The following is a 23,550-nucleotide window of genomic DNA, read 5'->3' as shown; positions in this document are numbered from 1 at the left end:
TTTACGATTAAAGGTTATAAATAAGACGAATAAACAATTTGAATTATAGATATTTGATAAGTTGGCGATTTATTGAATGGAGTCATAGCTGATATAAATTTGAAATAGTACTAAACGATAGTAAATAGCCAATGACAAAAAGCAAAAAGGCGCCGAAGGCGCCTTTTTTTAGAAAAATTACAATTGTAATTATTTCTTAGCAAGTGCACCAAAGCGCTTGTTGAACTTGTCGATACGACCGCCAGTATCAACAACTTTTTGTGTACCAGTATAGAATGGGTGACAAGCACCACATACGTCTAAGTGCAGATCTTTACCAGCAGTAGAGTTTACTTTGATAACGTTACCACAAGTACAGTTTGCAGTGATGATAGCGTATGTTGGGTGAATACCTGGTTTCATTGGGGTTACCTCAAAAGTGTAAGGCCATGTCGCTCTTCCAACCCGTAGTCGGACACCACATGCATGTTAATAACAATATGTTTAGGGCGCAGGATATTACAGCATAGCCACACCGGATACAAGTAGATTATCTGAGCGTTTAGAGGTTAAAACTCGCCTATTTTTTATGCCGATTTTCCGCTTTATTTTTCGGTTGCTTTCGTTGTAAATAGCGCTTTTGCTTCTTGCGCATTGGAATACTTCGCTAAAATTATTTTCGAAGGGCAAGATAGCACCGCATTACTCTTAAGTGCGCTGATTTTATTCTTCGAGAAAGCCGTAGAATTTGCCTCATAAATAGCCAGCATTGCTCCATACACGCTCACATTCCAATTGCTTGCATAGCGATTGGCTGTGCGCCATAGCGTCTCACCGGCAAGATAAGTTAACTGACAATGTTCAAGTGCTTGCGACGCAGTTTGCACATTGTCCACTTCGGCTCGTTTAGGCTCAATACTCTCTATCGCCAAGGTTTCTACAGATATTGTTTTAACGGTTGTAGCTTTAGGCGTGTTATCAGCAGCAAGAGGAGGATTTTGCCCACGCGCAGTATCAGAGAAGTTAAGCCCTGCTGCGGCTGGCACTACGGGCTCATTAGATTGATGGTTTAAAACGATGATACTTTTATCGGCGAGTAAACTCGCCTCAGCCTCCACTTTGGCGGGCGGCTCAACCACAGTGGCGGTACTTTCGGCAATTGTTGCGATGGTGATTGTTTTAGCCCCCGTTGCCACTATTGCTGTTTTGGCGAGCGAGGTCGATTTAGCGCCATCAAATAAACTGATACTTTTGACATCATGCCAGCGATCGAGCCGGTATTCCCTGATTAAAAGTCTAGCTTTGTCATCCTTCACATCCTCAACACCCGTAAGCAACACTAAAAAGCGATTAAGCCCCTCAACCATTAGTTTTTCTTCACCGCTTGCTTGCTGTACCACAAACTCTAAACGCGACATGTCCTGATTATCAGCTATCACATTCATCCTGAGTTTAGGGTAGCCCCCTAATTCAAACATGCGACTGTTAATGCTCACATGGGAAACTTGTGCCATGCTCGGCGCACTGCACACTAAAGCCAGTAGACCTAATGATTTCACGATATTAGCCATTTATTTACTCTCAACTATCCTTGGTAAACCATCATTAGGGCTAGCCCTAGCCTGCCGCGCTGAGTACACTAAACCACATTCTTGCCTAAGACTTGCCTGCATATGTCATTGTTTGTCGAAGTTGCGTTACCTGTGCCTATGCGGCAAACCTTTAGCTACCGCGTACCCGAATCTTATCCTAGTACACCGCACATCGGTGTGCGCGTTAAAGTCCCCTTTGGTCGACAACAATTGATCGGCCTAGTTACAGGGATCACAGATACGTGTAGCTTAGCGCCTAAGCAAATTAAGTCCGTGCTTGAGTTTATCGACGATAAACCTTTACTCCCGGAATCACTCTATAAACTAACTCTCTGGGCTGCGAGATACTATTTCTGTAGCCAAGGGCAAATGCTAACCCAAGCATTGCCAGTCGCTCTTCGTAAAGGATTAGATGCGGCGCCGCAAAAAATCCAATTTTGGCAGTTAACCGAAATAGGCCAAAATATTGCGCCTGAAGCGGTTAAACGCGCACCCGCTCAAAAAAAATTACTCGAGTTGCTAAAATCAGCCAACTTAACCCAAGAAGATGTCATTAGCTTAGACATCAGTAAAGCGGCACTTAAAGCCCTCGAAGATAAAGGCTGGGTGGCACGCCATGAGAAAATCGCCGAGCTTAATCTAGACTGGCGAACCACACTTGAAATGGACGAAACGCCACACAAACTCAATAAAGAACAGGCCGTCGCGGTTGCGACCTTAAACTTACAGCAAGGATATCACTGTACTTTATTAGAGGGCATTACCGGTTCGGGTAAAACGGAAGTCTATTTAGCTGTACTTGAAGAAATTCTCAAGCAAGGTAAGCAAGCGTTAATTTTGGTGCCCGAAATCGGCTTAACGCCACAAACGATCAATCGTTTCAAGCGCCGCTTTAAAGTCAATGTTGCCATCTTGCACTCAGGGTTAACCGACAATCAAAGACTCGAAGCATGGCGTCAAGCCCGCTGTGGCCAAGCGGCAATCATCATTGGCACCCGTTCGGCCTTGTTCACGCCTATGGCCTATCCCGGCATTATCATTTTGGATGAAGAGCACGACAGTAGCTTTAAGCAGCAGGAAGGTGTGGGTTACCATGCCCGCGATTTAGCCGTCATGCGCGGCCATTTAGAGTCGATTCCAGTGATATTGGGTACGGCTACTCCCTCACTCGAAAGTCTACAAAATGCCTTAAGCGGTCGTTATCATCATTTACAACTGGGTGAACGCGCTGGCGCGGCTAAAAAAGTGCGCCAAGGCATTATCGATATTAAAAACCTGCCACTAAAGGCGGGTATGTCGGTGCCATTACTAAACGAAATTCGTCTGCATTTAGATGCAGGCAATCAAGTGCTACTGTTTCTGAATCGCCGCGGTTTTGCACCAGCGCTGCTGTGTCACGAGTGTGGGCACTTACATGAATGTGACCGTTGTGATGCATTTTTCACAGTGCATCAATCCCTTGGCGAAATTTGTTGTCACCATTGTGGCAATCAATATGCCATCCCCAAACAATGTCACAAATGCGGTAGTACTATGCTAATGGGCCAAGGCATAGGCACAGAACAACTCGCTGAGGCACTGCAACTGGAGTTTCCTAAACATCCAGTGGTGCGTATCGACCGTGATACCACTCGCCTTAAAGGTTCACTCGAAACCCATTTAACTGCAATTCATAAGGGGGAATATAAAATCTTAGTGGGTACGCAAATGCTCGCCAAAGGCCACCACTTTCCCGATGTCACACTTGTGGGACTACTCGATGTTGATGGTGCCTTGTTTAGTGCCGATTTTCGGGCGCCTGAACGTTTTGGGCAACTTTATACCCAAGTCGCAGGCCGTGCAGGACGCGCCAGTAAACCCGGAACAGTATTATTGCAAACTCACCAGAGCGATAACCCGATTTTGCGCGATTTACTGCACCGTGGTTATGGTGAGTTTGCTCGTAGCCAACTAAAAGAACGTCAGCAGGCGCTATTGCCACCAGCATGGCACATGGTATTAGTGCGCGCCGAAGCTCATTTAGCCAGTGATGCCGATAACTTTCTCAACGCCTTTGCTGCGCTTTTACCCCAAGATAAAGAGTTTGAGGTAATAGGCCCTATGCCTGCGCCTCTGGATAAAAAAGCCGGTAAGTTTCGGCGTCAATTGTTATTTCAAGCGAAGAACCGCAACCGACTGCAGCAAGAGTTTGAGCGTATTCATCCGCTTGTAGAGCAACTCATTGAAGCCAAACGCTGTCGCTGGAGCTTAGATAGAGATCCGCAGGATCTCCTCTAAGTCGCGTATTTAATAAAAATTTAAGCATCATTTAATAAAAAATCATCGGGAAGATAGCAATTACTAACCACAAACGGCTAAAATATGCGGTTATTCCCTGTATTCACTCTTAAAGTTAGTGCCGATTAGAACCCATGAAATCACATATCCAATCATTACTTGAACAAACACTCGAATCCTTTAAACAACAAGGTATTGTGCCTGCTGACTTTGAAGCACGCATTCAGGTAGATCGAACCAAGGATAAGAGTCATGGCGACTTGGCAACTAACTTAGCCATGATGCTGACCAAAGTCGCGGGCAAGAACCCACGCGAATTAGCTCAGCTGATCATTGATACCTTACCCGCCTCTACTTTTGTGGCTAAGGTTGAAATTGCAGGCCCTGGTTTTATCAACTTTTTCATCAATGACAGCGCCTTAGCAGACCAATTGCAAAATGCACTTAATGATGAGCATTTCGGTATCAAACTGCCAACGCCGCAAACCGTTGTCGTCGATTACTCTTCGCCAAACCTTGCCAAAGAAATGCACGTCGGCCACCTACGTTCAACCATCATTGGTGACAGTGTGGTGCGCGCACTAGAATTTTTAGGCCATAACGTCATTCGTCAAAACCATGTGGGCGACTGGGGCACTCAATTTGGTATGTTACTGGCCTACATGGAAGAACTCCGCGCCCAAAATGGTGAGCAAGCCCAGCTAGAGCTGTCTGATTTAGAAAACTTTTATCGCGCTGCTAAATTACGTTTTGACGAATCGGCGGAGTTTGCCACTCGCGCTCGTCAATTAGTCGTTGAGCTGCAATCGGGCGACGAATATTGCAATAAACTGTGGCGCGAATTTAATGATATTTCGTTAAGCCATTGTCATGATGTTTACGCCCGTTTAGGCGTGAGTTTAACCCGCGCTGATGTTCACGGTGAAAGTGCTTATAATGCCGACCTTGAACAAGTGGTTAAAGATTTAGATGCCCAAGGTTTATTAACTGAAAGTAACGGCGCCAAAGTCGTATTCCAAGAGGCTTTTCGCAATAAAGAAGGCGAACCGCTGCCAGTTATCATCCAAAAGGCCGATGGCGGCTACTTGTATGCCACCTCAGATCTTGCGGCAATGCGTTATCGCTCAAGCGTGTTGAAAGCTGATCGCGTACTGTATTTTGTTGACCTACGTCAGGCACTGCATTTCCAGCAAGTTTTTAGCCTCGCTAAACTGGCTAAATTTGTTCGTGAAGATATGTCATTAGAACACTTAGGGTTTGGCACAATGAACGGCGAAGATGGCCGTCCATTCAAAACCCGCAGCGGTGGTGTGGTTAAATTAGTTGATTTATTAGATGAAGCTAACGTGCGAGCGCTCGAACTCGTACGCAGTAAAAATCCTGATATGGATGAGGCAACCTTGGCTGAAATCGCCCGCGTTGTTGGGATTGGTGCCGTCAAATATGCAGACTTATCGAAAAACCGTACCAGTGATTACATCTTCAGCTTTGAACAAATGCTTAGCTTTGAAGGCAATACCGCGCCTTACCTGCTATACGCTTATACCCGTGTTGCAGGCATCTTCAAGCGTGTAACTGATTTGGATCTCAGCCAAGCTAAAATCGTGCTTGAGCATGAGAAAGAAAAAGATCTCGGTAACAAGCTGGCACAGTTCGGTGAAATCCTCAATCGCGTTGTAGACAAAGGTCAACCGCATGTATTGTGTGGGTACTTATATGAACTCGCAGGGGCTTTTTCTAGCTTCTACGAAGCTTGCCCTGTACTTGCAGCCGATAACGACACGCAAAAGAATAGCCGTTTATTGTTAGCACAACTGACAGCCCGCACCTTACAAAAAGGCCTAAATCTACTCGGTATAGAAACATTAGAGCGGATGTAAGTCATGAGTCATCGCGATTATGCCAATAGAAGGCCGCAATCGGGCGCTAAACCGCGCCCAGTGCGCGCAACACGCCCATCGAGAGCCAAGCCTTCACAATCTAAATCAGCGCAGCGTAATAAGCTGCCGCTAACGCTGATAGCTGTTGCCATACTCGCTGTAGGTGGTTTCATCTATTTTCTCTGGAGTATTAAAAATACTGCTCCGCAAGAGGAGAAGCCACAACCCGCTGTGGTCAAGAAAGCTCAAATCAAGGTTAAGCCGCAAGAAACCACCTTACTTACGCCTAAGGTGAAGGAAGCCGCGCGCCAAGCGGTTGCGATCCCAGTGAAAACCGCTGAGCCTGTAGTTGAGCCCGTAGTAGTCCCATTGAAGAAAGATCCTCATGCCTTACCACCACAACCCAAGGAAGAATGGACTTATCTCAAGGAACTCGAAAACAAACATGTTGAAGTAGATATTCCTGATGTGGTGGCAAGCCGTACACCCGTGCTATATCAGTTGCAGTGTGCGTCTTTCCGCCAAGAGTCACAGGCGAACGAGATGAAGGCCGTGATCGCATTTCAAGGTTTAGAAGCACAGGTGAGGCAAATCGAAGGCACGACTGGTATTTGGTACAAAGTCGCTTTAGGCCCCTACGAGCGCAAACGTGATGCCGAGCGTAAACGCCATACGCTACAAAAAGCGGGAATCAATGGTTGTCAGATTTTGGCCGTTCCCAAATAATATTTACATGCCATATTGGCTTACTGTCATAGGCTAATGACTCAAAAAAATAGCGGCCAGCAATTTATCGCTTGCCGCTATTTTTTATTCGTAAAATAATAATGTGATCTCATTTCAATTGCCGCCTACATCACTCACCATTCATTCAATCACTTCTTAACAACCTTTGTTTTAAACATTTTCGATTTTTAAAGTCTCGGCATCAAAAAATATAACCAGCTGTTAATAAACAATAAAAATATTTATTAATAAAGATTAACATACAGTTTAATTGACCTAGATCAAACTAAGGCGTATTTCTTAATCGACAGCAAAACAGCTGTATCGATAACAAATCCAACCTCAGGGTGACGTATTATGAATGCATTAATCGAGATAGAAGCCACCGAATTTAGCCAACTTTTTAAGAATGGCGACATGCTAGGTATTAGGATGTTTATGGAGCATGTCCGCATGCCACTGGATGTTCAAGATAAGATTTATGACGAAATATCTGCACTGAAGCAATTAGAACAAAACCAAATAGCAGATCTGATAGAAACCCATACGCATTCTCAAATTCATGAACGCTTAGCTTATTGACATCATTTTTAATGAATCATCTAACCCTGACAGCAGCTTCTACTTATTCACGCAACAGAAGCTGCATCATCAATTCTAGTCCTCAACTAAATCATCAAATTACTACCAAAAATAAGGTCAAACACAGAATGCTTGACCTTATTTTACACCAGACTAAAACCTACATTACCGATTAGACAACAATCTTAAGTGGGTTTTTCTTCGGTTAAGCTGATGCTATTCATCCAATAATCGAAATCCACCATATTACCCGGTAATACAATACGGCTACTCTTCTGACTTAAGCCATCGAGTTGCTTAAAGTACTGCTGGCCGAGCTGCAGCCGCAAAGCATTGTGGCCACCAGGCGCGGCAATCACAGAGGCGAGGCGTTCAATCGATTCTGCCGTTGCACGAGAAATCGTTAAAATCTCCTCAGCCTTACCCTCAGCCTCGTTAATTCGGCGTTGCATCTCACCTTCAGAACGGTTTACCGTTTCAGCTTTAACACCTTCAGAACGGTTAATTTTGCTCTGTTTGTCGCCTTCACTCTTAGCTAATAATGCACGACGTTCACGCTCAGCATTCACTTGCATTTCCATGGCATTTTTAACGGTTTCAGGTGGGGTAATATTTTTAATTTCATAACGGTGTACACGTATTCCCCACGTAGCGCCCGCTTGATCTAAAACTTCTACAACCTTGGCAGAAATCACATCACGCTCTTCGAATGTACGGTCAAGATCGAGCGTCCCAATAACTGAACGCGTTGTCGTTTGTGCTAACTGGATTGCGGCATAGCGATAATCAGTAATGCCGTAACTGGCTTTGATAGGGTCAGTCACAGAGATATAAATAACGCCATCGACTTCAACATTCACTTCATCACTCGAAAAACATTCCTGCGGCGGTACATCAATAGTCTCTTCTTTCAAATCATGAATAAAAGCGACTTTATCCACAAAGGGAATCAGTGCATGGAAACCCGCATCTAAGGTACAGTGATACTTGCCTAATCGCTCCACAATATGAGCAGACTTCGTCGGTACTAGACGAATAGATTGAAATAACTTAATCACGAAAATGGCAAAGATAAGTCCCCAAATTGCCATAACAATTAAATCAGTATCTAAGGGAATATTCATTATCGCGCTCCTTTGCCAAGATTATTATGGCCGCTCATTGTTTGAGTGACTTGATCCATACCCTCAAAGAAACCTTCGAGTTTTGCCATTTCCGCAGGAACCACTGAAACTTGTGCATCATTAAGAATTTTACCGACTTGAGCAATAAACTGCTCTTTTAGCAGCATATTCATTGCATCAGTACCGCCATTAACGGCTAGAGCCTGTGAGATCATCGCCATGCCTTCGGATTTCGCTTTGGCAATAATCGCTATCTCTTGCCCGGTACCTTTGGCTTCGTTTATACGTTTTTGTTTTTGACCTTCTGAAAGATTAATAGCCTCTTGGCGTTCGCCTTCTGACATATTGATCATCGCCGCTTTCTCAGCATTGGCCAAGGTGATTTCTGCGCGCTTACGGCGCTCAGCTTCCATTTGTTTTTCAAGGGTGTGGATAACATGACGTGAAGGCGTGATATTGCGGATCTCATAACGCAGCACCTTAATACCCCAAGGCTCAGATGCTTTATCTATTTCACGTACTATGGATTCATTTAGGCTATCACGCTCAGAAAAAGTCTCACTCAAACTCAGCTTACCAATTTCAGAACGCATAGTAGTTTGGGCTAAGTTCACCGCCGCTTTACGATAGTTTTCAATGCCATAACTTGCCAATTTACCATCCATCACTTTCAGATAGACAAGGCCATCTACCTCTAGTTGAGTGTTATCTTTAGAGATACAGCTTTGTGGCGGCACATCTAATACTTGTTCACGGGTATCATGACGGTAGGAGACGCGATCGAAGAAGGGAATAAGAAAGTGAAATCCGGGTTGTAATACTGTACGAAATTTACCAAGACGCTCAATAACATGCACTTCTCGCATCGGTACAATGAGCATTAATTTATAGAGAATAAAAAAGATAAATAAAATAACTAAAGTAAATACAAACATAGCTCCCATCCTTTAATTTTTGGCAGTTTCTACAGCAACAGGCTCAACAACTAGAGCAATATTTTCACGGCAAATAATTCTGACATCAGTTCCTGCAACTATGATACTGCCATCGCCAAGCGCTGGCCATTCAATACCTTGGAACTCAACCCGCCCAGTAGTTTGCCCCGGACCAATGGTTTGTTTTACATGCGCAATTTGATTATATAAGTCGATTGCCTCATCCGTGTTATCCACATGGGAATCCCCGCCAACAAGCCTTTGTGTCACTTGTCTAAAAGCCAATAACAATACAATCGCAGCAATAAACCACAAAGTCAGGCTCTGCACTATGCCTTCGACTAGCCCTATGCTTAACGCGCCAGCTACAACTAAACACGCCGCTCCCAACAAGACAATCACACCACCAGGAACCACCAGTTCAGCCAGCATTAATACTAAACCTACCACTGCCCACACTAAAATCGGATTTGAAAACGCCATATTTCCCCCTGAAATGAAAGCGCACTATGTAGCAACTATAGCAGCAGCGTTATAGGTAATCGACATAATATGTCGATATTTACAATCCACAATCTACTATCAGCTAAACACTGTTCTTACGCCCGCGCGCATCTAAGTCATTATTTTGTTTTAATATTCAGCACAATCAATTTTTAAAATGAACATAATTTAGACTTGCTATAAAAGTAAAAAACAATAAAAACCTTTAAATCAATAATATAACTATAAAAAACTCATGCGCCTATTATGTGATTTTGACAACAACACTCAATAAAAACTTTGAATAACGCTACGATTTTGCATATATTGCCCTCAATTTTTAGCCATACTTTGCCGTACTATCGCGCTAGGTTTGAACTTACCCATCAAGCCATGCCATTAGAGCAAAGAATAGATTGAATAAGACACGAATTGACGTCGACCTCTACAACAGGAAATAACAATGAAAAAAACATGTCTATGCCTAGCATTAATGCTTTCGCCTCAAGTATTTGCCGATGATTTAGTACAGTGGTGGGATTTCAGTGCCACCGCGTTATATGGTGAAGACTACGATTTAGCACCATCAGATAAACAAGCGACTATTACTCTAGAAACGGCTGGAGCTTGGAAATACGGTGATTGGTTTGCCTTCCAAGATTTTATCTATTTCAAAGGTAACAACGCTTCTATGGACAGTACAACCTATGGTGAAATTTCACCACGCTTCAGTGCCAGTAAAATTCTTGGTGAAAAAATAGCCTTTGGCCCAGTGACCGATCTATCTCTGGCATTAACCTATGAAGAAGGCGAAGGTCCTGTCCACAGTTTACTTTACGGCCTAGGTATTGATGTTGCCGTGCCTTATTTCACCTACCTGAACTTGAATACTTACCGTCGTGAGGGTATGAGCACAGGCAATAATAGCGATGGCTGGCAGTTTAGCCCGGCTTTCCGTATCGATATTCCTATTGGTTCAGCCAATATAGTACTCGATGGCTTTATCGACTGGGTATTTGCCAGCGATGATAACGGCTACGAAGAGAACTTCCACTTTAATCCACAGCTAAAATACGACCTTGGTAAGAGTCTATTCGGCGATCATCAGGCCAATAAGTTATTGGTGGGTATTGAGTACGATCTGTGGACAAATAAATACGGCGTGAAAGGCGTAGATCAAGACACTTACTCTGTGATTGCCAAGTATCACTTTTAATCGATATCAATACGGTTTTAAAGCAATAAAAAAGGTGCCTGAGGCACCTTTTTTATTGAGCTGTCCCTATACAGAGAAGCACCGTTTGGCTTAATTAACCTTAAGCAAGCAGTTTTTTTGCCGCAGCAATCACGATAGCAATCGCGTTCACTTCAGTTTTCTTCATTGTGGTTTCATTAGGGATTTCTTGCTGAGTGCGGTTAACAATCACACCAGCAACACAGGCTGCACGCCAACCTTGAGTCGCACACATAGTGAATAAAGTAGAAGACTCCATCTCATAGTTCAACACGCCCATGTCTTGCCACTCTTTCATCGACCCAGCAAAGCGACGTGTTATACGGCCACTGACAGTATCGTAACGCTCTTGACCTGGGTAGAAAGTATCAGAAGATGCAGTAATACCGATGTGTGGTTCTACGCCAGCATCACGACACGCTGCAACCATAGCGGTAGTACATTCAAAGTTGGCAACCGCAGGAAACTCCATAGGTGCAAAATGCAAGCTTGCGCCATCTAAACGCACTGAAGCTTGAGTCACAATCACATCACCTACATTCACATGAGGTTGGATAGCGCCTGTGGTACCAATACGCAAAAAGGTATTCACACCCAATTGTGCCAATTCTTCTACCGCAATAGACGTCGATGGACCACCGATACCGGTTGAACACACGACAACCGGCTTGCCATCGGCATACGCTAAATAGCTGGTATATTCGCGGTGGCTAGCAAGAAACGTCGCATTGTCCATTAATTCAGCAATACGCTTTACACGCTCTGGATCACCAGGCACGATTGCCAAGGTAGCACCATCGAGCATTGCTTTGGTCAAACCTAAATGAAATACATCAGCCATTGTGAAAACCCCTTTCATTTTTGATAATTAAATTCTTATTAAATCGACTTTAACCTAGTATCGAAGCGGTGAAGGTTAACTTGATCACAGAATTATCGGCAAGAAGTAATTGTCTAATCGTAATGAAATTACTAATTACACATAAATCTGATCATAAGATAGCAAATTTACTCGTGTTGCGGATATCAGTTTAATGTATGCCAGATAAAGTGTGAGCTAGATCAAGCCCAACTGCCATCTCCTATGATAAATAATATCTAATCCATTGATTTATAGTTACTTTAAATAATTCAGTCTTTAGTATTAATCTAGTGCCGAGCAGAATTTGAGCAAAATAACTTCTTATCAGCCAGTATAAAGGCTAGGGTTAAAATTCAACTAACGTGGAATAGTGACGACAAGGAGAATACCGATGTTTGCAGAATACAGAGAATTAATTTCTACCCTGAAGACCAAGGATGCTCATTTTCAACGTAAATTCGATGAACATAATCATTTAGATGAAGAAATTAAACAGCTAGAAAAACGGGTTGCTAGTGATTTTAATCCCGCGGTGAAAGAGCTTAAAAGCAAGAAGTTACGCCTAAAAGAAGAGATTTATCAAATCCTTAAGTCCCACCAATAATCCGCTATTGTCTAGACAACAATTCTAAATAGCAATAAGGGCGCCTAAGCGCCCTTATTATCGTAATTTAAATCGCTTACAGGTAGTAATCTTTCAGCGGGGGAAAACCATTAAAACATACTGCCGAATAGGTCGTGGTGTAAGCGCCAGCAGTTAACCAGTACATACGGTCACCAATCGCTAGATCATTCGGTAAACCATAACTGTAGTGTTCATACATAATATCGGCACTATCACAGGTTGGGCCGGCAATGACGCACTTATCTAGCTCACCTTTACGGTCGGTATAAATTGGAAACTTAATCGCTTCGTCCATGGTTTCAATCAAACCAGAAAATTTACCCACATCAGTAAACACCCAACGCTCTAACGCTGTGTAGGATTTTTTGCTGACCAGTACCACTTCAGAGACTAAAATTCCTGCGTTAGAAATCAATGAACGACCCGGCTCCAAAATAATTTGCGGTAAATCGTCACCAAAATCTTCTTTTAGGAAATGAGTGATCTGCTCAGCATATACACCCAATTGGTTGGTTTTATCAATGTAGTTAGCAGGAAAACCGCCACCCATATTGATCATCTTCAAGGTAATATTGTGCTCATCACGCAGACGGTCGAAAATGCTTTTAACTTTACCAATCGCAGCATCCCAAGCACCGATATCACGCTGTTGAGAGCCTACATGGAACGAAATCCCAAAGGGTTCTAAACCTAATTCTTGCGCCAACACTAATAGGTCATAAGCCATTTCGTTTTGGCAACCAAATTTACGCGATAACGGCCAATCAGCAGTATCGGTGCCTTCGGTCAGAATACGCACATAAACACGCGCTCCCGGTGCTTCTTCGGCGATCATACGCAGATCGGCTTCTGAGTCAGATGCGTACATACGCACACCGCGTTCATAAAATGCACGTACATCTTGGCGTTTTTTGATGGTGTTGCCGTAGCTAACGCGATCGGCTGTTACACCTACATTCATCACCATATCAAGCTCATAAATTGAGGCGATATCAAAATTTGAGCCCTTATCTTTTAATAAAGATAAAACCTCGGCCGCAGGATTTGCCTTAACTGCATAATAAACGTTAGCGTAAGGAAAACTATTAACCATGTCATCGTATTGTTTCGCTATGATACTAGTATCGATCACGACGAATGGGGTTGCTTTGTCTTTGGCAAACGCTTCAATACGCTTGAAGGTATCCATATCATAATAGTCAGCAACATCAATAGATTGAAATTGGCTCATTGGGCCAGAGTCTCCTTGGGGTCAAATAAATAAAAGTGAGTGTAATATCTTAAAAACGTGCGCAGTAAACGATATTTCCCTGCTTTACGCAATGAATTTTTATGCTGAATTAATAATTTTTTATTCCAACACATACTGACAAACTTTGATTTTAAAAAAAGTTAAGATAAAACAAATAATTATCTACATAAACCCTTAGATAAATTTGTGTAGATTTACTGAATACGAAGTTAACTTTTATGACATTATCGAAAGAAAGGTAGGTAGACTGGCTGGCCCAAATATTCACCATAAAGCTACTGATTTGAGATGGCATCACACTGCCCAATAATGCCAATGTAATGCCTTATATCTGTAATGTTTTACATATGATGATCTAACTCTGCATCAATTTAACTGAGTTATTACTGCGATTGGTTAAGTTTGGCAAGCGCTTGGCTCAAGGCTTCACTAGAGTCAAAATAAGCAATGTCTACAATCTTACGCTGATTGAGCAATATCATAGTGGCCATATCTTTAGTGTCAGGTAATAAACGGCTGATCTCACCCTCCCTATCTAAGCCAATCACAAAAGGTAAATCTTTCATTTGTGGTACAGCAACAAACTTAGCAATCAAAGAAGGCATGCCGCTAATATCTGCAACATAAACCAAGCCAGTAGGCATTTGAGTATCACTCAAAGGAGTGAGTGCTTCTTTAATAATATCGCCACCTTTCATGCTACGGCTAAAAAGTAACACTTGGGTTTCATCTGTCACTGTAACGGTTTTATCATGTTGATCGAGCAGTGTAATAGAATTAATCGCATCACCGGCAACATAACTTGCAGCAAACGCCCATATTGGGGTTAATAGACAAGATAGACATAACAATAGCGTTTTCATAAACACTCAACTCCCTATATTGGATAAGCTGCCAGCATACCTGACTCACCCTATTCGCTCATTAAACCAACCACGATTACATGATACGCTTCACAGATGAAGGCAAATAAGTATTTGTACTGGGTTGTACGCTATACTGGTACAGTTAAATTTATTACAGGGATATCATAATGATAACACCAGGAATCAATCAAGAATTACAACAGTTGCAGGGTGTTTATCAACTGGTCACAGAGTTTTTAGTCACCTACAGCTTCCAACTCGTGGGCGCCTTACTGATTTTTTTACTCGGTCTATGGGTTGCTAGTAAAGTATCGCGCTTAGTTGCTAAACAGTTCAAAAAACACAATGTCGATATCACTCTCAGCAATTTTGTCAGTAACCTTATCCGTATTCTCATCATCGTTATGGTCGGAATTATCGCCCTGAGTAAAATCGGCATCAGCGTAACCCCTATGGTTGCTGCAATTGGTGCTATCTCTTTGGGTGCAGGTTTAGCGCTGCAAGGCATGTTGGCTAACTATGCCGCTGGTGTGACGATTATAGTAACGCGCCCTTTCCTCGTGGGTAACACCATTGAAATAAAAGGAGAAAGCGGTGTTGTTAAACGTATTAATTTAGGTATGACCATTCTCACCAATGAGGAAGGCGAACAAATTAATATTCCTAACAAGCACATTGTTGGCGAGATTTTACATAATTCCTTCAGTAATAAATTAGTAGAAACCCAATTTAATCTCAGTTACAACACAAATCCCGAACATGCCATTAGTGTGATTACTGAGTTATTAAGTAACAATTCCTATGTTTATCAAGAGACCACACCCAATATTGGCATCAATGGTTTTAATGCTGTCGGGATTGAAATGGGTGTACGTTACTGGGTACCGACACAAAACTATTTTCAACATAAATACAAAGTGAACTTGGCGCTCTACAACGCACTTAAACAAGCTGGAATAGAGATTGCGTGCCCGATAAAAGAGATCCATATTCAACATCAATAACGCTAGTGATCATGGGGTTGAACGGCGCAGTCGCTCAACCTAGCTCAATGCCACCCAAATATCGAGATAGCCCTTGATATCCCTAGAGGTTGTTTCAATACCCTAACACTTCCCATGCTGCATCAGTAACTTAGGGCTAGATAAATCGTCCCGACTTGTTGCCAGATACCACGCTTCTTTTATGTCTTTCTTTTTACAGCATATGACTCGAACAACTGATTGACGGTTTTTGGGAATTTGAACGTGCTTTAACGTACTAATGCGGTCGCTTAGCAGTTAACATTTCTTAACCAGAAACAACTTACCTTCAACGTCTTTCACGTGGATATTCGACTTAATGCAGATGAGGTAATGGAAATTTCAGCTCATGTTCAATGAAATCAAATAAAGCACAATCGCTAAAACCATGATCAGGCACTAATTGCAGCTCCTGAAAATAGCAGCTCGCCTTCATGAGCCTTACAGCTGCATTTAAGCCTCTATGTTCGCAGATTTTTTTACAGTATAGGTACATTCCCTCCATGGTTTACCTGCATACTCAATACAATACTGGCATGGTCATCGGCATTAAAATCAGTCCAATCGAGGGGCTCGACGATTTCTTTTCGAGCACCTATAACATAGAGAACTCAATTATTAAATAGTGTCCATACGTCTAGCTTATTGCTGCGTCATTTTAGCAAATACGATATGAATAGCGATCAGCTGCTCTATCAAACCAGCACTAAATCTTGCCTCACGGAATTCGAGCCTGCCTAAGCCGAAACCAAAATTGAAGCTACTTAAACCCAATTAATGCCCTATCTTGAGTCGGATAGATAAGTTTCCCAGCAACTAATGAGTCCCGGAAAAAGTTTGGCCAAATTAAAAAACTAAATCTTTTCGCGACAAGATAGAGTGTATTTATAATTACTTAAAATGCACAGTGGATGTGTAAACACTACAATCATTGTATTAACCGAATCGGTGCGGCTCAATGACTAGAAATAAAAGATAGTCGGATTAACTGCCCAGCCAAATAATTAAAACTGACCATTTAATAGGCAAGATGAATGAGGCTAATACTGATAGTTATTATTTCATGCTTATTTCTGCCCCAAGCGATGGCAGAAACCTCTGCTGTTGTTTGGCAAGCACACTGTCGCGATAGGCACCCAGTTATTTATTTCGAAAATGGTGAATGCAAAGGCCCTGGTGCCGCAGTGATCAATGAAGTCATCACCCGTCTAGGTTACAAGGTAAGTTGGAGTAATGTGCCATGGGCACGCACGATTAAAATAGCCGAAATAGGACAAGTCGACCTAATTCCCGTCCATTCGATGACACCCAAACGCAACAATTTCCTAGACCCTATGCTACTGGGATACGACAAGCGCTACGTCTATTACTTTGCTCTTGAAAATCGACAGTTTGAGGTTAAACATTTCGATGAATTAAAGCCTTATATCATTGGCGCACTTAGAGGTACTTTTTACTGTTCGCAGTTCAATGATAATCAAAAACAACTCAAAGTGTCTTTTGTTAATAATAATGACCAATTAATCAATATGTTGAAGGCGAAGCGCATCGATTTAGTCATTACCTCCGAACAACATGAAATGTCAATTTTTGCTAAAGAGCCCCGATTTAAGCAGGTGGAATATGTCGACATAAGCAATAACGGCCGCTATTTCAGTATTCCGATCATGTCACCGCTGCATCAATATGCTAAACAAGTTCACCAAATAGTCGACGACATGCGCACCTCAGGTGAAATCACTCGGCTATTTGAATCCTATGGCATCGAGCCACCACTTAATCTCACCGAATCACCCGCCATCACTCACTAATCTGATTGCTGGTTAGCCTAAATAGATTTTTCGTTTCAAACTAATCATTTATAGCATTGATTTAGTTTGTTAAATTTAGATTTTTCGACACTCGTTATCCCGAGTTTAGGTTACATAATAAAGAGAACCCGCCACGGCACTAACTGTCACTGCTGTGGTTGAATTACCACTAATAACTGAGTTTGAGTTAATCGTTAATCCCAGCAGTAATAGACACAAACACAGACATTTCGACCCTGCCAATTTTTACCCTGCCCCAGTTTGTCTCGCTGAGTGACGCCGCGCGGTAGTTTCACTCAGTTTACCAGCAGAATAACCTTATTTTTCTGGCACTTATTTTGCGTAGTTATAGTGTGTTCAATTACGGCAATATGTATGATCTCGGGCAATTCCCCTAAAAAAGTGTGTAACCAGTCATTTAACCGTTTACTTGGAGAAACCAGCGGTGCATTTGCCGATCTCGGTACTTTTTTACCTTTGGTACTCGGGCTTATTGCCCTCAATCAATTTTCAGCCCAAGGAATCTTTTTGGGTTTTGGGCTATTCGCTATCCTAAGCGCGTTATTTTACCGCCGCCCAATTCCCGTACAACCGATGAAAGTCATCGCGGCACTGGTTATTGCCCAAGGGTTATCACCTGGAATGTTGCAAGCAAGTGCCATGTTAATGGGGATAATACTGCTTATTCTTGCCTTTAGCGGTGCGATTACTTGGTTAGCTAAACAACTCTCTCAAGCCGTGAGTGTCGGTATCCAACTCGCAATCGGTCTACAGCTAATGTGGATGGGCGCGAAGATGATGAGTGAGTTTTGGCTGTTAGGTTTTGGGGCTTTTGGACTACTCTTTATCAGTAAATTTTTACCGTTACGTTACCTTGCTATGCCTTTAGTGATTGCGGCAGGGATGATTTGGCAGGCAAGCACGCAAACAGGCTTAATCAGTAATAATCTTGATATTCAAGCAATGACAACACCATTTCAGTTAACTTGGCCGACAGCCGTCGAATGGACTTCCGCAGCCCTTTTTCTGGTGTTACCGCAACTGGCATTGACCCTAACCAATGCCGTTATTGCCATTTCAGCGATGGCACAGGAAAAATTCCCCGAAGATGCCGCTAAACTCACACCAAAAAACTTTGCGATAACCTCAGGCCTAGCCAATTTATTACTCGCGCCCTTTGGCGCCTCGGCCATGTGCCACGGTGCGGGAGGGCTCACTGTACAATATCATTTTGGCGCACGCACTTATCTTGCACCACTTATTTTTGGCAGTAGTTGTTTAATTATCGCCCTCTGCTGGGGCAGTAATATTGCTTGGTTGTTAAGCTTAATTCCAATGGCTATCCTCGGCAGCTTACTGACGATAGCAGGGTTACAACTGGCATGGTCAAAACGCTTAATTGATGGTAGGCCTTTTTGTATCTTGGTGATTTTATCAACCGCGATCACTTGCCTTGCAATCAACGCCGCCGCCGGACTCGCCGTGGGCATTATTCTAGAGCAAGCCCGCCGCAAAACCATGTTAGCCATGCGTTAGGTTTAAATTATCTGAGTATCTTACCCCTTGGGCAATACTACCGTGACGACGCAACCTTGCTGCCAAGGTAAGGTGACCTCACGACTGCAATCTTGGCAGTTTTCGATTTGAATGCTGCCGTGGTGGCGAGTGACAACATCTTTACAGATAGCTAAGCCGAGCCCTAAACCTTCATCTTTAGTCGATGCGAAAGAAGCCATTAACTCGCTCGCCTGCCCTTGTAGTCCTTCACCATTATCAATCACTAATACTTTAATTTTATGTGGCTGATAATAAATTTCGATCCACAATTTACGCATACGATGATCACTGCAGAGCTCTAGCGCATCTAAACTATTTTTGATCAAGTTAACCCACATCTGGCTCAAACCAACGCTATCGCCCATTAATTCAAAGGGTTCTCCATGAACGTTTACATGAGCATGTATTTGAGCACGATCTAGCTCGCGCCGCAGTAAAGCTAAGGCTTCTTTCACTACCAGTACAATATTTAAAGGTTCAGCCTTTGCCTGACGGCGTTTCAGTAAGCCGCGAATGCGGTGTACAACGGCGCCCGCACGAATAGACTGCACATTAATCTTACCCAACACATCGTAGAGTTCTGGATTATCCTGCCCCAATCGCTCCAACTGCAACATAGCGCCTTCGCTGTATTGAGTGATGGCTGCAATGGGTTGATTAAGTTCATGGGCAAGACCTGCGCCAATCTCCCCCAGAATCGCCGCACTCTGTAAGCGCTCAAGCTGCAGCGCTTTATCTTTTAATTGTCGTTCTGTGTTGAGTAAAAATTCACTTTTTTGGCGAAACTTATACTCAAGCCACAAGTGGTAAATCGTAGATATGATAAAAATTAACAGTAGTGCAATGCCCCATTCTTTGTTTTTTGCCATCCATTTATGCACCGTTTGATAAAGTGGCGGCGATCCGCGCTGTAGCTGCAGTTCCTTAAATAATTCAATAACTTTTAGCTGGCTTATCGGTGCAGTCCAGCCCAAAGTGTCAGCCGTAATCGCGGCCACATGGTCAACAGGCAAATCAAATAAGGCGCGGGTAATTGCCATTGTGAGCTGAGGAGGAACGGTATCCGCCGCCGCAAATGACCAATTAGGGTATAACTGGGTGCTGACCTCGCAATCATATCCAGCGGGAGTATTCGGATGGATGATTCGGTAATCAGCTTGATTAACCAAACCCGTTTCGATCATTTCCTCTAAGGTACAAAAAGGCACAATCGCGGCATCGGCGTTACCATCACGTACTTGATAGACCAATGGTTCAAGTGGAAACCCAAGAAAGCGCACTTGCCCAAAAAACTCTTCAGAAAGAAAGCCCATTTTATACAACAAGCCCATGGCGGCTTGGTATCCACCTAAAGCTTGCGGATCGCTGGCGACGACATTGCGTCCACGTAAATCTTGCAGAGTGCGGATAGGACTATCAGCACGCACGATAATCGTCGCGCCGATAGTAAAAGTGCTGCCCTGATGTTTACGGCTTTTCATCGTCGCAAGCCAAGACAGCGGAAAATGATTACTTAAGTGCAGATACTGCCCAGGATTGGTGACAATAAACTGCAGATCGTTACTGAGTAACTGGCTGCGCATGCCATTAAAATCAACGGGCACAACCTCAAAATGACTATTAGGCACCTGCTCAGATAGATAATCCATCATAGGTTGCCAACGCTGCTTGGCCTTTAATACACCATGATTTGCTAACACACCGACTCTAAATTGATGCTCTTTCAATGCTTCGTCAGCGATGCTAACGCTAGGATGGTATAAGGCCAGCCCACTCAAACACAGCAGTAACCAGTAGCCCAATGTGCTAAACAGTGAAACCCGCTGCAATAGCTCATGTTTTTTCATAGGTGTTGCTTGTCTTTCAGAGCCTAGTCATACATATCAAGACCATAACTTACCGCCATTATTGCTGCTGTGAAATGCCACCAAACTCCGACATTAAGATCATAGGATAAGGCTGATTTAGTGATGTATCTCTCAAGACCTAGGCTTAAAATTGAGCTAAGTCCCTCTGCGGCTTAAGCTATTCATGCCCTTTAACTCCAGCAGGAAAGCTATGTTTACCAAATTGCCATTGTATTTAGTTGATGACGATGCCGCGATCCTCGATTCATTGGGGTTTATGCTCAGACAATTTGGTTATCAAGTGCAAACCTTTAGTAATGGCCACGACTTTCTCAAGCGCTGTGTATTATCACAAGCAGGTTGCGTTATTTTAGATAGCCGTATGCCCGAAATTACAGGGCAGGAAATACAACAAAAACTACTGGAGACTAAAAGCCCACTGGGAGTGATCTTTCTTACGGGTCACGGTGATTTACCTATGGCATTAAGTGCATTTCGCAAAGGTGCCTGTGATTTTTTTCAAAAGCCGGTATCGGGTAAATCATTAGTCCAAGCGATTGAAAAGGCACAGCGAGAAAGTCTGACCAACTTCGAACAACAAAGCTTGCAGCAAAAGTTTGAAAGACTCACCGAGCGAGAACAACAAGTGTTAGCTCATCTCATCCAAGGTATGACTAACAAACAAATCTCGGAGGTGATGTTTTTATCGCTACGCACAATTGAAGTGCACCGCGCAAAAATCATCAAAAAGCTCGAAGTCAATAATATGGCAGAACTGGTGCAGCACTTAGGTAATCTGAACTCAATCCTATAAGTCATAATTACTCTCTACTCAACCTCGCGGCGCCGAATCAGTTGCGTATAAAACAGGGCGTTAAACCATAAGTAAGTCATCCGTTTAGCAATAACAAACGGTTGTAACTTAGCTATTTAACTTTGTTTAACACTGTTTGACTAAACTGGCATTAGTCCGTTTTATTTGTTATATTTCATCTAACTCACTGTAAGAATAAAGAAATTACTGATGGACAATCTCATCATAAAACCAGGCTATGTCACATTATTCCAATGTATTGGGCCAGAATGTGAAGATAGCTGTTGTAACGATTGGCGCATATCTTTTGATAAAAAAAGCTATAAAAACACCATCAAACATCCATTGCTCGCCACAACGGCAAAAACGGCCTTTATTGAAACCAAAAAAAGCGCAAACGATTGGGCCGATATAAGGCTCAATGAACAAGGTGTATGTCCATTCGTTAATGAACAAAAGCTGTGTGATGTCCATGCAAAAGCGGGGGTGCAGGCGCTGAGCCACACATGTAAAACTTATCCACGGATCCACAAGGTCATTGGTGGTAATAAGCATGAAAGCCTCTATTTATCTTGTCCAGAAGTCGCTCGTTTAGTGCTATTCAACCCTGATGCGTTCCAATTTGACACGAATAGAAGTGGCACAAAACAGTCGTCATCACCCAGCCCACTATGGTTAGAAAAAACCCATGAATCCTGCATCGATCTATTGGTGAATATGAAAGGAGGCTGGCAACATGCATTGCTAGCAATTGGACTATTAATCAAAGTATGTGACCAAGTTCGTCAAAATACTCTGCCAATTGAAGAACTCGATAAGCGTTTACAACAACTAAAATTGTATGCTGAATCAGGAGCGTTGGCGGAGCAATATGAAAAGCTACCTTATACACCTCAGCCACAAATGCATGCGTTTATCACGGTTCATAATGAATTATGTCAGTCGCACTCAAGAGGATTACGCGCAAGATTTACCACGCTAAATGATGCAGTTAGAGCATTGTGTAATGAAGAAAACGAATATCACATTGATGCGCTAAATCAAGCTTGGACAGAACATGCGGCGCCGGCGCTTACTGGCCATGCCGAACTGTTTGAACGCTATATTTTGTATTCTATTTATCACAACCATTTCCCTTTATTAGACTCACAACAACCCTCTTGGGAAGCATTCCGCTTACTCGTGCTCGATTGTTTTATGATCCGTTGCTATTTATCTGCGATTGCCTTTAAGAATAAAGGACTATCAGAAAGTGATATTGTGATGTGTTTCCAGATTTATCAAGTCGTTAGGCAACATAAAACTGAGTTTGTAAAAAGTATGAGTGCAACATTACAAGAATGCGGTATAGACAGTGTACCTGCTGCAATTTGCCTATTAAAAATTCAAGCATAACGTTTTAAGTGCTTACTTTTGCAATCAAAGGCATGAAAAAGTAAGCAAACTCTTTTCGCATTTGCGGCTATTACTTGAATTACGGTCATCTATCCCCATATCTAATCCATCATCCACCGTATGATTTGTCATACGGGCCAGAAGAGGATTCATTGTGACCACTATCGTATCAGTACGCCGTAATAATCAAGTTGTCATCGCCGGCGATGGCCAAGTCTCCCTAGGCAATACCGTGATGAAAGGTAACGCCAAAAAAGTGCGTCGCTTATATCACAACAAGGTACTGGCAGGTTTTGCTGGCGGCACCGCCGATGCCTTCACCTTATTTGAACGTTTTGAGGCAAAACTCGAAATGCACCAAGGCCATTTATTACGCTCGGCCGTTGAGCTTGCCAAAGATTGGCGTACCGATCGTATGCTGCGAAAACTCGAAGCTTTACTCGTTGTCGCCGATGCCGAAACCTCGCTTATCATCACCGGTAATGGTGATGTAGTGCAGCCAGAATACGATTTAGTCGCTATCGGTTCAGGCGGCAATTATGCCCAAGCTGCGGCGTTGGCCTTATTGCAAAACACTGAATTATCGGCCTTAGAAATCGCTGAAAAATCCCTGACTATAGCGGGTGACATTTGCGTATTTACCAATCAATTCAAAACAATTGAAGAACTCAATTACTAAACAGCCCG

Annotated in this window: 21 protein-coding genes; 12 read left to right on the top strand and 9 right to left on the bottom strand. The window is 42.9% G+C overall.

Features of this window, described 5'->3' with window-relative positions; genetic code table 11:
* Positions 1-189 precede the first annotated feature (189 nt).
* Together rpmE and C9I43_RS18725 are read right to left on the bottom strand one after the other, a co-directional pair.
* Positions 190-402, bottom strand: a complete 213-nt coding sequence (gene rpmE / locus C9I43_RS18730) for a 50S ribosomal protein L31 (RefSeq protein ID WP_076499292.1) — start codon at positions 400-402, stop codon at positions 190-192.
* A gap of 182 nt (positions 403-584) precedes the next feature.
* A complete protein-coding gene (locus tag C9I43_RS18725; protein WP_107885161.1) occupies positions 585-1,550 on the bottom strand; it encodes a FimV/HubP family polar landmark protein in 966 nt (321 codons plus the stop codon).
* Positions 1,551-1,652: 102 nt separating this feature from the next.
* On the opposite strand from C9I43_RS18725, the gene priA reads away from it, so the two are divergent.
* From priA to C9I43_RS18705, 4 genes are all read left to right on the top strand, one after another.
* Entirely contained in the window at positions 1,653-3,848 is a 2,196-nt protein-coding gene (priA, locus tag C9I43_RS18720) for a primosomal protein N' (protein WP_107885159.1), read from the top strand.
* Positions 3,849-3,982: 134 nt separating this feature from the next.
* A complete protein-coding gene (argS, locus tag C9I43_RS18715) occupies positions 3,983-5,728 on the top strand; it encodes an arginine--tRNA ligase (RefSeq protein WP_107885157.1) in 1,746 nt (581 codons plus the stop codon).
* Between the two features lie 3 nt (positions 5,729-5,731).
* Positions 5,732-6,454, top strand: a complete 723-nt coding sequence (locus tag C9I43_RS18710; RefSeq protein ID WP_076499301.1) for an SPOR domain-containing protein — start codon at positions 5,732-5,734, stop codon at positions 6,452-6,454.
* Between the two features lie 357 nt (positions 6,455-6,811).
* Positions 6,812-7,036: a hypothetical protein gene (locus C9I43_RS18705; protein WP_076499303.1), complete on the top strand. Its 225-nt coding sequence runs from the start codon at positions 6,812-6,814 to the stop codon at positions 7,034-7,036.
* Positions 7,037-7,221: 185 nt separating this feature from the next.
* Here the strand turns inward: C9I43_RS18705 and C9I43_RS18700 are convergent, their stop codons facing one another.
* The 3 genes from C9I43_RS18700 to C9I43_RS18690 are packed head-to-tail and all read right to left on the bottom strand — an operon-like array spanning position 7,222 to position 9,578.
* Positions 7,222-8,160, bottom strand: coding sequence for an SPFH domain-containing protein (locus tag C9I43_RS18700; RefSeq protein ID WP_181317931.1), 939 nt, complete (start codon positions 8,158-8,160; stop codon positions 7,222-7,224).
* Positions 8,160-9,095, bottom strand: a complete 936-nt coding sequence (locus tag C9I43_RS18695) for an SPFH domain-containing protein (protein WP_076499308.1) — start codon at positions 9,093-9,095, stop codon at positions 8,160-8,162. Before C9I43_RS18695 ends, C9I43_RS18700 begins: the two co-directional genes overlap by 1 nt.
* Positions 9,096-9,107: 12 nt before the next feature.
* Positions 9,108-9,578: an NfeD family protein gene (locus C9I43_RS18690; RefSeq protein WP_107885153.1), complete on the bottom strand. Its 471-nt coding sequence runs from the start codon at positions 9,576-9,578 to the stop codon at positions 9,108-9,110.
* Between the two features lie 463 nt (positions 9,579-10,041).
* Here C9I43_RS18690 and C9I43_RS18685 point away from each other — a divergent pair, with 463 nt between their 5' ends.
* Positions 10,042-10,794, top strand: coding sequence for an outer membrane protein OmpK (locus tag C9I43_RS18685; RefSeq protein WP_076499313.1), 753 nt, complete (start codon positions 10,042-10,044; stop codon positions 10,792-10,794).
* A 100-nt stretch (positions 10,795-10,894) separates the two neighbouring features.
* On the opposite strand, the gene udp is transcribed toward C9I43_RS18685, so the two are convergent.
* Positions 10,895-11,653 carry a uridine phosphorylase gene (gene udp / locus C9I43_RS18680; RefSeq protein WP_076499315.1) on the bottom strand — a complete coding sequence of 253 codons (759 nt, stop codon included), beginning with the start codon at positions 11,651-11,653 and terminating at the stop codon, positions 10,895-10,897.
* A gap of 412 nt (positions 11,654-12,065) precedes the next feature.
* Between udp and C9I43_RS18675 the strand changes: the two genes are divergently transcribed.
* A complete protein-coding gene (locus tag C9I43_RS18675; RefSeq protein ID WP_076499317.1) occupies positions 12,066-12,278 on the top strand; it encodes an HP1242/YdcH family protein in 213 nt (70 codons plus the stop codon).
* 76 nt (positions 12,279-12,354) lie between these two features.
* On the opposite strand, the gene C9I43_RS18670 is transcribed toward C9I43_RS18675, so the two are convergent.
* A complete protein-coding gene (locus C9I43_RS18670) occupies positions 12,355-13,530 on the bottom strand; it encodes a type III PLP-dependent enzyme (protein ID WP_107885151.1) in 1,176 nt (391 codons plus the stop codon).
* 404 nt (positions 13,531-13,934) lie between these two features.
* Entirely contained in the window at positions 13,935-14,414 is a 480-nt protein-coding gene (locus tag C9I43_RS18665; RefSeq protein ID WP_076499321.1) for a hypothetical protein, read from the bottom strand.
* A 170-nt stretch (positions 14,415-14,584) separates the two neighbouring features.
* Here C9I43_RS18665 and C9I43_RS18660 point away from each other — a divergent pair, with 170 nt between their 5' ends.
* The 3 genes from C9I43_RS18660 to C9I43_RS18650 all read left to right on the top strand — a co-directional run bounded on the left by C9I43_RS18660 (position 14,585) and on the right by C9I43_RS18650 (position 18,786).
* A complete protein-coding gene (locus C9I43_RS18660; protein WP_107885149.1) occupies positions 14,585-15,421 on the top strand; it encodes a mechanosensitive ion channel family protein in 837 nt (278 codons plus the stop codon).
* Positions 15,422-16,473: 1,052 nt separating this feature from the next.
* A complete protein-coding gene (locus tag C9I43_RS18655; protein ID WP_107885147.1) occupies positions 16,474-17,250 on the top strand; it encodes a substrate-binding periplasmic protein in 777 nt (258 codons plus the stop codon).
* Between the two features lie 375 nt (positions 17,251-17,625).
* Positions 17,626-18,786: a putative sulfate/molybdate transporter gene (locus C9I43_RS18650; protein ID WP_107885145.1), complete on the top strand. Its 1,161-nt coding sequence runs from the start codon at positions 17,626-17,628 to the stop codon at positions 18,784-18,786.
* 20 nt (positions 18,787-18,806) lie between these two features.
* Here the strand turns inward: C9I43_RS18650 and C9I43_RS18645 are convergent, their stop codons facing one another.
* Positions 18,807-20,654, bottom strand: a complete 1,848-nt coding sequence (locus C9I43_RS18645) for a sensor histidine kinase (protein ID WP_107885143.1) — start codon at positions 20,652-20,654, stop codon at positions 18,807-18,809.
* Positions 20,655-20,865: 211 nt separating this feature from the next.
* On the opposite strand from C9I43_RS18645, the gene C9I43_RS18640 reads away from it, so the two are divergent.
* The 3 genes from C9I43_RS18640 to hslV all read left to right on the top strand — a co-directional run bounded on the left by C9I43_RS18640 (position 20,866) and on the right by hslV (position 23,542).
* Complete coding sequence (locus C9I43_RS18640; protein ID WP_107885141.1) at positions 20,866-21,468, top strand: response regulator transcription factor; 603 nt, start codon at positions 20,866-20,868, stop codon at positions 21,466-21,468.
* Between the two features lie 210 nt (positions 21,469-21,678).
* Positions 21,679-22,863: a flagellin lysine-N-methylase gene (fliB, locus tag C9I43_RS18635; protein WP_107885139.1), complete on the top strand. Its 1,185-nt coding sequence runs from the start codon at positions 21,679-21,681 to the stop codon at positions 22,861-22,863.
* A gap of 154 nt (positions 22,864-23,017) precedes the next feature.
* Positions 23,018-23,542, top strand: a complete 525-nt coding sequence (gene hslV / locus C9I43_RS18630) for an ATP-dependent protease subunit HslV (protein ID WP_076499334.1) — start codon at positions 23,018-23,020, stop codon at positions 23,540-23,542.
* Positions 23,543-23,550 lie beyond the last annotated feature (8 nt).

Origin of the sequence: Shewanella morhuae, from assembly GCF_003028295.1 — a bacterium.
Classification (GTDB): Bacteria; Pseudomonadota; Gammaproteobacteria; order Enterobacterales; family Shewanellaceae; genus Shewanella; species Shewanella morhuae.
Note: the sequence above shows the minus strand (reverse complement) of the source record. Positions and strands in the feature narration are given on the sequence as shown.

Bases quoted from the DNA above. Each gene is read 5' to 3' on its own strand.
- argS (WP_107885157.1), top strand. From the start codon at position 3,983: ATGAAATCACATATCCAATCATTACTTGAACAAACACTCGAATCCTTT.
- fliB (WP_107885139.1), top strand. From the start codon at position 21,679: ATGGACAATCTCATCATAAAACCAGGCTATGTCACATTATTCCAATGT.
- C9I43_RS18665 (WP_076499321.1), bottom strand. From the start codon at position 14,414: ATGAAAACGCTATTGTTATGTCTATCTTGTCTATTAACCCCAATATGG.
- C9I43_RS18705 (WP_076499303.1), top strand. From the start codon at position 6,812: ATGAATGCATTAATCGAGATAGAAGCCACCGAATTTAGCCAACTTTTT.
- C9I43_RS18700 (WP_181317931.1), bottom strand. From the start codon at position 8,160: ATGAATATTCCCTTAGATACTGATTTAATTGTTATGGCAATTTGGGGA.
- C9I43_RS18690 (WP_107885153.1), bottom strand. From the start codon at position 9,578: ATGGCGTTTTCAAATCCGATTTTAGTGTGGGCAGTGGTAGGTTTAGTA.
- udp (WP_076499315.1), bottom strand. From the start codon at position 11,653: ATGGCTGATGTATTTCATTTAGGTTTGACCAAAGCAATGCTCGATGGT.
- C9I43_RS18695 (WP_076499308.1), bottom strand. From the start codon at position 9,095: ATGTTTGTATTTACTTTAGTTATTTTATTTATCTTTTTTATTCTCTAT.
- C9I43_RS18710 (WP_076499301.1), top strand. From the start codon at position 5,732: ATGAGTCATCGCGATTATGCCAATAGAAGGCCGCAATCGGGCGCTAAA.
- C9I43_RS18670 (WP_107885151.1), bottom strand. From the start codon at position 13,530: ATGAGCCAATTTCAATCTATTGATGTTGCTGACTATTATGATATGGAT.
- C9I43_RS18650 (WP_107885145.1), top strand. From the start codon at position 17,626: ATGATCTCGGGCAATTCCCCTAAAAAAGTGTGTAACCAGTCATTTAAC.
- C9I43_RS18685 (WP_076499313.1), top strand. From the start codon at position 10,042: ATGAAAAAAACATGTCTATGCCTAGCATTAATGCTTTCGCCTCAAGTA.
- C9I43_RS18660 (WP_107885149.1), top strand. From the start codon at position 14,585: ATGATAACACCAGGAATCAATCAAGAATTACAACAGTTGCAGGGTGTT.
- C9I43_RS18675 (WP_076499317.1), top strand. From the start codon at position 12,066: ATGTTTGCAGAATACAGAGAATTAATTTCTACCCTGAAGACCAAGGAT.
- C9I43_RS18640 (WP_107885141.1), top strand. From the start codon at position 20,866: ATGTTTACCAAATTGCCATTGTATTTAGTTGATGACGATGCCGCGATC.
- C9I43_RS18725 (WP_107885161.1), bottom strand. From the start codon at position 1,550: ATGGCTAATATCGTGAAATCATTAGGTCTACTGGCTTTAGTGTGCAGT.
- rpmE (WP_076499292.1), bottom strand. From the start codon at position 402: ATGAAACCAGGTATTCACCCAACATACGCTATCATCACTGCAAACTGT.
- priA (WP_107885159.1), top strand. From the start codon at position 1,653: ATGTCATTGTTTGTCGAAGTTGCGTTACCTGTGCCTATGCGGCAAACC.
- C9I43_RS18655 (WP_107885147.1), top strand. From the start codon at position 16,474: ATGAGGCTAATACTGATAGTTATTATTTCATGCTTATTTCTGCCCCAA.
- C9I43_RS18645 (WP_107885143.1), bottom strand. From the start codon at position 20,654: ATGAAAAAACATGAGCTATTGCAGCGGGTTTCACTGTTTAGCACATTG.